The organism is Kitasatospora sp. NPDC059577 (assembly GCF_042735475.1).
In the GTDB taxonomy this organism is placed as follows: domain Bacteria; phylum Actinomycetota; class Actinomycetes; order Streptomycetales; family Streptomycetaceae; genus Kitasatospora.
In genome coordinates this window covers 163,473-173,507 of sequence record NZ_JBHWBZ010000002.1, presented here as the reverse complement: position 1 = coordinate 173,507, position 10,035 = coordinate 163,473, and the positions used below count along the sequence as shown (strand labels likewise).

At 75.4% G+C, this 10,035-nt stretch carries 5 protein-coding genes; 1 reads left to right on the top strand and 4 read right to left on the bottom strand.

Annotated features, from left to right (window positions below; genetic code table 11):
* Positions 1-905 precede the first annotated feature (905 nt).
* Positions 906-3,716 (top strand): hypothetical protein, encoded by a 2,811-nt coding sequence (locus ACFV0O_RS03310; RefSeq protein WP_380335664.1) that lies wholly within the window; start codon positions 906-908, stop codon positions 3,714-3,716.
* A gap of 94 nt (positions 3,717-3,810) precedes the next feature.
* Here ACFV0O_RS03310 and ACFV0O_RS03305 read toward each other — a convergent pair whose 3' ends face one another.
* From ACFV0O_RS03305 to lanL, 4 genes are all read right to left on the bottom strand, one after another.
* Complete coding sequence (locus ACFV0O_RS03305; RefSeq protein WP_380335661.1) at positions 3,811-5,991, bottom strand: HAD-IIB family hydrolase; 2,181 nt, start codon at positions 5,989-5,991, stop codon at positions 3,811-3,813.
* A gap of 45 nt (positions 5,992-6,036) precedes the next feature.
* On the bottom strand, positions 6,037-6,171 hold the full coding sequence (locus tag ACFV0O_RS03300) for a hypothetical protein (RefSeq protein WP_380335658.1): 135 nt from the start codon (positions 6,169-6,171) through the stop codon (positions 6,037-6,039).
* A gap of 346 nt (positions 6,172-6,517) precedes the next feature.
* Positions 6,518-6,646 carry an ALQxL family class IV lanthipeptide gene (locus tag ACFV0O_RS03295; protein WP_360267515.1) on the bottom strand — a complete coding sequence of 43 codons (129 nt, stop codon included), beginning with the start codon at positions 6,644-6,646 and terminating at the stop codon, positions 6,518-6,520.
* The gene (gene lanL / locus ACFV0O_RS03290) at positions 6,643-9,387 is read right to left on the bottom strand and encodes a class IV lanthionine synthetase LanL (protein WP_380335655.1); all 2,745 of its coding nucleotides are present in this window, start codon (positions 9,385-9,387) and stop codon (positions 6,643-6,645) included. Before lanL ends, ACFV0O_RS03295 begins: the two co-directional genes overlap by 4 nt.
* Between the last annotated feature and the right edge of the window lie 648 nt (positions 9,388-10,035).

Below are 10,035 nucleotides of genomic sequence, written 5' to 3'. Positions count from 1 at the left end.
CCCGGCTGTCGCCCCGCCCGCGCCGCGGTCCGGGCGGCGGCGCGGGCCGCCCCCCCCCCCCCCCCCCCCCGCGCCCGCCGCGCCCCCCCCGCGCCCCCCGTCGCGGCACGTCCGTCAGCTGTCGGCGCGGAACGCCCCGTGGACGCGCAGGTCGCCGGCGATCGACACCTTCCCGTCGTTCCTGTGCATGATCCAGGCGCCGTCGTTGCGACCGACAGGTGCCCGTTGGCGTCGACCTTCCCGACGAAGCCGAAACGGGGGCGGGGCCGCGCCTCCTGGTGCCGTTCGGCGCCGGCTGCCCGGGCGGAACTCCGGTGCGCCCGACCTCCGCGGTCCGCGGCGGCCGGGGGTGGGGCGGCCGGGGGTCTGGCGGTGCCGGCGGCCTGGTGCTGCGTCCTGCGGAGTATTCCCGCGGGCGGTGGCTGTCCGATTTCGTCCGGGGTAACGGCCGAGGTGGTTTCACGGGTTCACCGTTCCGGGCGGCGAATTCCCGGGCGGGAAGTTCCCTGGTCGGGGGCGGGTGGTGAAGCCGGAGTCGGGAATTGTGCGTGGTGCGTCAACTCGCTTGTCGCCAGCGGGGATCCCGTCAATGAAGGAAATACGTTCCTCGGTCGGGTGATTCGCGCAAGTCCCTTCCGTTCCCGGGTCGAATCTGACAGCATCGTCCGCTATCCGGTGATCGAATTTCCGGTGATCATTGCGCTTGTGTGCCCGTGAAGTGTTCGTCCGCGCCCGGTTTTGCGGCCGGATCGGATCGCCGGGCGAGGCCGGGTGGGGTCGGGACACGGCCGGGGACATGACCGGGGGAGGACGATGGTGCTCGGCTTCGAAGCCCGGCTCGACGACGAGGTGGCCGGGGTAAGGCTCAGCGACCCGGCGGCCCGGCTGCGCCACGCGGCGGAGCTGTGACCACCCGGGCCGGCACGCGTGTGCCCACCCCCGACACCGCACACCGCCCCGCACGCTGGGTCCGTACCAGACTGCGGGCGAGCCCCGCGGCCGCGCTGCTCATGGCGGCCCTCGCGTTCGTCACCGTCTTCCTGACAGCGGCCTTCCCCCGCATCGCGGACCGGGGCGCGGATGCGGCGCTCCAGGACTTCGTCGGCCGGAACGGCATCAACCAGACCAGCCTGCAGACCACCTCCAGGGTCCGCGACGACGACGGGGCGGCCACGCTCGACCGGGTGCAGCAGACCCTGGTCGAGGCGTTCGGCCGTGAGCTGACGCCGACCCGGTCGGGCAGGGCCTACGGCTCCCGCGCCCTGGCCGACCACGGCATGCGCAATCCGGAGTACGTCCGGATCGCCGAGAAGCTGACCGACCCGGTCCTCGGCCTTCTGTACGTGCACGACCTGGCCGCCCGGGTCACCCTCACCGACGGCAGCTGGCCGGCCCCCGGCGCGGTCGGCGGTCCGCTGCCGATCGTGATCAGCAAGAAGGCCGCCGAGACCATTCACATCAAGCTCGGTGACGTCATCGACAACGGCGTCGAGGGCCCGGGCACCGAGCGGACCACCGTGGTCGTCGGCCTCTACCGGGTCAACGACCCCCAGGACCCGTTCTGGGAGGACCTCGGCTGCCCGACCCGCGCCTGCCTGAGGCCCGACCCCGAGCACGAGCACTGGATGACCAGCGGATTCGTCGACGGGGGCAGCCTGCCCGCGATGGCCCGCTGGGGTTCGGGCGCCGAGAACTTCTGGCGGCTGCCCGTCGACGCCGCGTCGCTGCGCGCCGACCGGCTCGACCGTACCCGCGGCATCCTCGGCTCCTTCCTGACCGGGCGCGACGCCACCGCTCTGGCCGGCGCGACCGGGCGCCCCGACCTGCACACCTCCTCGGGCCTTCCCGACCTCCTCGGCCGGGCGGACGCCCGCTACCGGGCCGCCATGCCGCTGAGCGCGATCGGCCCGGCCGGTGTCGCGGGCGTGGCCGTCGTCGTGCTGTTCCTGGCCGCGGCCCTCGGCACCGACCGTCGCGCCGCCGAGATCCGCCTGCTCCGGGCCCGCGGCGCCTCCCTCGCCGGGGTGCTGCGACGGCTGATCGGCGAGGGTGCGGTCACCGTCCTGCCGGCCGCCGTGCTCGGAACGGCCCTCGCCCTGGTGCTGCTGCCCACCCCCCGGTGGGAACGCTCGGTGCTCGCAGCCTTGGTCGCGACGCTGATCACCCTGTCGGCCTTCCCGGCCCGCGCGGCCCTGCTGTGGGCGCGCCCGCGGGCGGCCGGCGGCCGACGCCGACTCGTCGGCGAACTCACCGTCCTGACCGTCACCGTCGTGGCCGTGGCGGAGGTCAGGCGCCGGGGCGTCGGCACCGGCGCCGGGCTGGATCCGCTGCTGGTCGCCGCGCCGCTGCTGCTCGCCGTCACCGGCGGGCTGGTCCTGGCCCGGATCGAACCGGTGGTGATCGGCTGGTCGGCCGCCCTCGCCGGCCGCGGCCGGGGCCTGATCGGCTTCCTCGGCCTGGCCCGCGCCTCCCGGGACACCTCGGGCCGGCGCCGGACCTCCGCGCTGCCCCAGCTCGCCCTGCTGATCGCCGTCACCACGGCCGGGTTCGGCGCCACCGTGCTCGACACCGTCGATCACGTGCGGACCCGCGCCGCGCGCATCGCCACCGGCGGGGACATCGGCGTCTCCCTCCCGGACTACGCGACCCTGACCGAGCCGTTCACCACGGCCGCCGGCGCCCTGCCGGGCGTCCGGGCCTCGACCGCGGTCCGGGTCGAGCCCAAGGCCCGCATCACCGGTGCCGACCAGAACGACACCGAGGCCTACCTGGTGATGGTGGTCGATCCGGCGGCGTACGCCGAGATCGCCCGGACCCTCGGGGTCGGCGGATTCGACCCGGCGAAGCTGGCCGGGACGCCCGGCGGCCCGGACACCCCGGTGCCCGCACTGGTCAGCCGCGACCTGGCCGAGCGCCTCGCCACAGGGGCGTCCCGGGTGCGCACGCCCAACGGCAACGACCTGCGTCTCACCGTCGCCGGGACCGTCGGCGCCACCCCCGCGCTGCCGGACCCGGGCAAGCCGTTCGTCGTCGTTCCCGCCGGCCCCGCCTGGGAACGGCTGCCGGACGCCAAACGGGTGAACGAGTGGTTCGCCGTCGGCGATGTCGACCCCGAAGGGGTCAGGTCGGCCCTGCGGGACAACGGCGTGGTCCGGCCGGTCGGCCTGGCCAGGCTGATCGCGGACGAGGCCACGGCCGTCGGCAAGGACACCCACGGCCTGCCCGCGGGATACACCGTGCACAGCAGCCGGGAGACCGCCGCGGCCCTCGCCGACGATCCGCTGCAGCACGCCGCCGGCCGGCTGTTCCGGTACGCGGCCGCCGCGGGCGGCGGATTCGCCCTGCTCGCCGTGCTGTTGACGCTGTTCCGGGCCGCGCCCGAGCGCACGGCCGTGCTGGCCCGGCTGCGCACGATGGGCCTGCGGCCGCGGCAGGGGCTGGCGCTGATCGTCGCCGAGGCGCTCCCGCAGACCCTGGCGGCGGCCGTCGGCGGCGGCCTGGTCGCCGCGGCCGCGGTCGCGCTGCTGGGTGGTGCCTTCGACATCTCGACGCTGGTCGGTGCCAGGGTCGGTGACGTCCTGGCACCCGCGCTGGTGCCGGTGCTGCTGCCGACGGCGGGCCTGGCCCTGCTGGTCTGCCTCGGGGTGGTGGCGGAGACGCTGGTCGCCGGCCGGCGGCAGATCGCCACCGAGCTGCGCGCGGGGGAGCAGGCGTGACAGCGGGATCAGAGGGACCAGAGGAACCAGCGGGGCCAGAGGGACCGAGCCGTGGCCGGTCCGCGATGCGGGAGCCGGGCGGGCGGAAGGGGGATCAGGCCGTCGACGGTGAGCCGTGGGCGCAGCCGCTCCGGATCGCGTGAACGATGCGGGTCGCCCACTCGGTGGGCCGCTCGTGGCCGAGGAGTTCGGAGAGCCGGTTCATACGGGCTCGGCGTTCCGCCGGGGTGAGGTCGAGCGCTCGGCCGAGGACGGTGCTGAGGTCCTCCGGTGAGTGGGGATCGGTGAGCAGTGCGGCCTCGCCGAGTTCGGCGGCGGCGCCGGCGTGGCGGGAGAGCACCAGCACTCCCGGTCCGGTGCGGGGGTGCGGGAGACCGGCCCGCGTGGCGATGAACTCCTTGGCGGTCAGGTTCATCCCGTCCTGGAGGGAGGTCACCCAGAGCACGTCCGCCTTCAGGTATTCGTCGACGACCTCGGTGCCGGACAGGCGGCCGGGGAGGTAGTCGATCGGTTGCCAATCTCCGCTCTGCCACGCCGTGTTGACCTCGGTGACGCGCTCTTCGAGGCGGCTACGGGTGGTGTCGTAGGCGGTGATGCCGGGTTCGGGCGGCGGGCAGACGAGGCGGAAGGTGAGCCGGCCGCGCAGGTCGGGCCGGCGGGCGAGCAGGTGGTCGACGGCGTCGACCTTCTGGATCGGGGCCTTGGCGTAGTCGAGGCGTTCGACGGAGAGCACGACCCGGCCGGCGGCCGGGAGGTGGTGTGCCGCGCGGCGGCGGGCGAGCCTCTCGACGGCCGGCCGGTCGACGCCGAGCGGGTGGACGGTGGTCCGCGGTGGATCGGGCAGGCCTGCCAGGGTGCGGCGGAAGCGTGCGGCGAAGTCCTCGGTGTGGAAGCCCGCCCAGTCGAGGCAGGCCAGGGAGGAACGAAGTTCGGCGGCGACGGGGAGGGTGTCGAAGGCCTCCGGGGCGGGGAATGGGGTGTGGTGGAAGAGACCGGTCCTGAGGTCGGGTCGGAGCCGGCGCAGCAGGCCCGGGACGAGCCAGAGGTTGTAGTCGTGGAGCCAGACGGTGGCGTCGGGAGCGGCCTGCGCGCTGATGTGCTCGGCGAAGCGGGCGTTGACGGTGCGGTAGTCGGCCCAGGCCCGTTCGTCGAAGACCGACCGGCCCGGCTCGGACATCAGGACCGGCCACAGTGCTTCCTTGCAGGCGCGGTGGAAGTAGCCGGTCCAGCTGTCCGGGTCGAGCGGTACGGGGGAGAGCGGCAGGCCGGCCGGGTACGGGCGGTTGCCGTCCGGGCCGTCGTCCGGGTCGCCGCCGACCAGTGCCGTGACCCAGACGCCCGGCAGGCCGCCGGTGAAGGCGCTGGTCAGGGTGGGCAGGATGCCGTTGGGGCTGCTGGGCGGCTGCCAGCTGTCGCCGTTCCAGTGCAGCGGCGGGCGGTGGTAGGCCACCACGAGGGAGTGCCCGCCGACGGGGCGCCCCGGGTCGGGACCGGCGCCTGGACCTGGGCCGGGGCCTGGACCGGCGCCTGGACCGGCGCCTGGGCCTGGGCCTGGATCGGGGGAGAGCCAGCCGAGTTCCCGGAGCGCCGCGTGGATGCCGGCCGCGCCGGCCCGGTCGGGGCGGTGGACGCGCGGGTCCCCGGAGAGGGCGGCGAGCAGCGCGGGTTCGGCCTCGCCGACGACCACGGCGTGCGTGCCGAGCCGGTACAGCGAGAGGTCGTTGAGGGAGTCACCGGCCACCAGGATCTCCTCGGGCTGCCAGCCCAGCTTCCCGGCCAGGACCCGGAGGGCGTTGCCCTTGGAGGCTCCCGGGGGCAGGACGTCGAAGTAGCGGTCCGCGGAGTACTCCCAGGTGCAGCCGAGGCCTTCGACGGCTGCGGTGAGTTCGTCGGTGAGCCGGTCGGGGGCGAGGTGGTAGGAGCAGCGGCCGTCCTGGACGACGCCGTGCTGGTAGGTGAGTCCGGGGAAGCGGCGTAACGCGGCGTGCACCCGGTCCGCCCCCGGCCATCCGGTGCGCAGCTGTTCCTGGACCGGGTCGACGCGGGTGAGGTCCGTGCCGTCGATGACGGTGGCGCCGACGTCGGCGATGATCCACCGGGGCCGGGGGACGAGCGGGTCGCGGAGGACCTCCCGGAGCGAGGCCAGTCCGCGTCCGGTGGCGAAGACCGGGGTCACCTCGGGATGGCGAGCCAGGGCGTCCCGTAGTCGGCGTCGGTCGTCCTGCGTGCCGCCGAGCAAGGTGCCGTCCAGATCGGTGACCAGAATCCTCGACATCCGAGGGACGCTAACACGATCACGTCATGTCGTGAAGTGTTCACCTCATGCAGGGGCCCGGTGGTTGCGGGCATGGGTGTCGCGGGCGACCGGCCGGTCCGGGCCGTGGAACACCGGGTCCGTGAAGTAGGGCCCGGCGACGAGGACTTCGTACGGCCGCGGCTCTCCGTTCGTTTCCATCCGGAGAGCACGGGGTCGGCGGTCCGTCGCACGGAGCCGGACCGGGCGCCAGGCCGGGAGGTCGGACCGGGACGCCGGACGGGGGTGTCGGGCCGGGAGGTCGGACCGGTGCCCCGGCCCGGGGGTGACGGCGCGCGTGCGGCCGACAGCCGGACGGCGCGGGTGGCCGAGAGGGATCCCGGGCGCCCGCGCCGTCGTGGGGGTTCCGTGGTCGCGTGTCCGTGTGCGTCCGGAACGGGTACTCCCGGAGGGTGAGGGCGCGGACGTCAGGCCGCACTCCTCGGGTCTCCCGGCGGCTGCCGGGTGGTCACAGGACGGGTTCGCGCTCACTTCGGCCCGGTCGGACTCACATGTCGTCGATGCTCCAGTTGCCGCACACGAAGATGCTGAACGGGAAACAGATGTAGGCCGTGGTGGCCTGCTCCTCACTGTCCAGCAGCTGCAGGGCGTTGACGTCGTCGGTCATGGTGATCACCTCCTTCCTGCCGGGTCGGGGGCGGGCAGCCAGAGGCGCGGCCCGCCGTGGTGGAGCCGGATCAGCAGGCCGAGCGGCCCGCCGAGTCCGGTGTTGTAGCCGACGCCGACCCTGGTCAGGGTGTCGTCGGGGATCAGGTGCAGTCCGTCGTGGACGACGTGACGTGCGTGGGCGCAGGCGAGGAGTTCCTCGGCGCGGCGCCGGTGGCCCGGGTCGTGCAGGGCCTCGGCCAGGTCGAGCAGGTACTCGGCGTTGCCGGCGAGGCCGTGGCAGGCGGTCGACGGGCTCCGCCACCGCCAGCGGTACACCTCGGTCGCGGCCTGTTCGGCGGTCCGGCGGTAGCGGGGATCCCCGGTGGCCTGCCAGAGGCGGATCAGGAAGGTGCCGATGCCGGAGGCGCCACTGCACCAGTGGGGCGCGTGGACGGGGGTGTCGGGGCCGTGGTCCTCGACGGGCCAGCCCGCGCCGTCGTCCCGGACGCGTGCGGTGGCGAGCAGGGTCTCGGCGGCTGCCCGGGCCGCGTGGACGAAGTCCTGCCGCTCGGCGGCGAGTCCGGCGAGCAGCAGGAAGGTGCCGACCCCGGCGACGCCGTGGGCGAAGCCGAGGTGGGTGATGCCGGCGAGTTCGGAGTCGAAGTCGGCCGGGACGGGCCACACCACACCGGACCGGCCCTTCGCGGCGGTCGTCAGCAGGTGTTCGGCGGCGGTCACCGCGCGCTTGCGGAACTCCTCGTCGCCGGTGGTCTGCCAGAAGTGGAGCTGGGTCAGACCGGCGCCGGCCACGCCGTGGCACACGTCGGGGTTGGGCCAGCGCACCGGCACCTCGCGGGCGAGGCGGGCCGCGTGCCCGGCGAGGCCGTCGTCGTCGAGCAGCCGGGCGGCGTCCAGCAGTGCCCAGGCGGTGCCGGAACGTCCGAAGTGCAGCCCGGGCAGCCGCTGCTCGCCGGCGTCGGCGCGGGCCGCGATCCACTCCGCGGCCTCGGCGACCGTCGCCCGCAGCCGCGGGTCCGTCCGGTGTGTGGCGGCCGCGGTGAGGACGGACAGGATGCCGGCCGCACCGTGCTGCACGTTCAGGGGATCGGTCCGCTCGGTGGCGGGGTCGCCGGGCCAGAGCCGTACCGGGTCCAGCGGGGTCATGGTGTCCATCAGGTGGGTCAGCCCGTCGGAGAGCAGCCGCTCCGCGGTCGGGCCGTCCAGGACGTCCCCGCCGGTCGGGGCGGGCGGGGCGGCGCGGGGAGCGTCCACGGCGGTGGCGGTGGCGGTGGCGGTGGCGGCGGTGGCGGGCGGCCGGGTGAGGGCTTCGCGGGCCGCGTCCAGGCTCCACCGGTCGTCGTGGCGCTCCGCCATGAGCCCCAGCACGAGCGGCTGGAAGGCGGTCAGGTCCGGGCGGTCGGCGAGGGCGGCGGCCAGCAGGGTGGAGAGGCGGTCGTGACGGTCGCGCCTCGCCCCGCGGTCCGGGGCGAGGACGGGGTCGGTGCCGGTCAGCAGGTGGAACAGCACGGCGCCGAGGCCGTAGAGGTCGGACGTCAGGGCGGGGGCCGGGCCGCTCAGGGCGCCGTCGACGACCTCGGGCGCGCCGTAGCCCGGGGTGTGCAGCCGCAGGACGTGGTCTCCGGGGCGGGCGAGGGCCTCCAGGTCGATCAGGCGGACCTCGTCGTCCGGAGTGACCATCAGGTTGTTGGGGTTGAGGTCCCGCAGGACCAGGCCGAGTCCGTGGACGGCCCCGACGAGGGTCACCGACTGCCGGGCCAGGTCCAGCAGTCGCGCCCGGTCGGGGCGCAGCGTCTCGGACGTCCAGGCGCGCAGCGTCCGCCCGGCGACGCGCTCCTCGGCGAGGTACCGGTTGCCGCCCTGGCCGAAGGTGCCCAGTACCTGCGGACACAGGCCGAGCGGCGCGAGCAGCGCGTGCATCTCCGCCTCGTGGCCGAGCCGGTCGCCCGCGTCGGAGCCGTCGAGGGCGGCCCCGACGTGCCGGCGGGCCTCCTTGATGACGACCTCCTGCCCGGTCCGCCGGTCGGTGCCGAGGAAGACGCCGCCCTTGTACGCGTGCCGGACGGCCTTGTGCACGACGTACCGGTCGATCAGCAGGACGCTCGTCCCGGGGGCGGGCGCGGGCTCCTCGGGCAGGGGCAGCGGGGAGACCGCCCAGGGCGGCGGGCTGAAACCGGCCTGCCGCCGGTCACGGACGAAGCTCCCGTCGGGGGCCCGCAGCATCGGCTCGGGCGAGCCGTCGTTGGTGAGCCGGGGGAAGCCCCGGAAGGCGCCGTAGCGGTAGTGCACCAGGCTGCCCGGCCGGTACGGACGGTCGGAGAGGATGCCCGGCCCCGGCAGGTGCGCGGTGGCCCGGTGCAGGTCCTCGGCCAGCTGCCGGAAGTGGTCGTCGTCGTCCGGGTAGACGGTGATGAACTTGCCGCCGCCCCCGCGGTCGTAGCGGGCCGAGACGAGGTCCACCACGCGCCCGGGTGTGCCGGCGCACTTGAACGGGGCCCGGGCGGCGACGAGGACCTCGGCGGCACGGGTCAGCACCATCGGGGCGGAGAGCGGGGTGGCCGACACGTGGAGCTTCCAGCCCTGCCGCCGGCCCGTGCCGACGTCGCCCGGGGACACCCGGCACCAGAGGTCCTCCGGAGCGACGCACCAGCCCAGCGCACCCTGTCTGCGGAGCACCGCCTCGATCAGGTCGGGGAACAGCGCGGCGTACGGATCCGCCGGGACCCGACCAGCCGTGGACCCGTCTGCCATCGTTCTTCCTTCGTTCCCTGGAGACTGCCGGAGGACTGCCGCAGCCGGTCGGCGTCCGACCGCGCCGCCATCCTGGCGTCGCGGGATCTTCGCGGTCATGGGGGACGGGCACGTATGTTCCGGGCCGCGGACCCCCACATTCCCGCGCAGCGCCTGCGGCGGGCCGGCGCCGATGCGCAACTGCCGGGGGCGGCGTACGTGTCCCCAGGTCGGACAGGGTGCCGGGATGGTTCGCGGGTCCGGGTGGGGGAGGCGGTTCCTCCGTCATGAGGGAGGTCGCCGCACGGGTCGAGCGCTCCCCGGGCGGCGATCGTTCCCCGGGGACGTGGCCGCCGGGTCCCCGTGATCGGGCATCGCCCCGCGGTGACCCGGGGTGGCCGGGGGCGCCGGTCGCGCCCGGCTCGGCGTCACGCCCGGTCAGTGGAGGGGAAGTCGGAGCCCCTTCGGCGAGGAGTCGGCCGGCAGTGCCTGGCGGAACCACTCGTCGTACGGCGTGCCGTGCCGGCGGGACGCCCCGGCGCTGCGGAACACCTCCGCCGCCGGCCCCCCCCGCGCCCCCCCGCCCCGCCCGGGGGGGGGGGGCGGGGGGGGGGCCCCCCCCCCCCCCGGGGGGGGGGGCCCCCCCCCCCGGCCCCCCCAGCCCAAGCG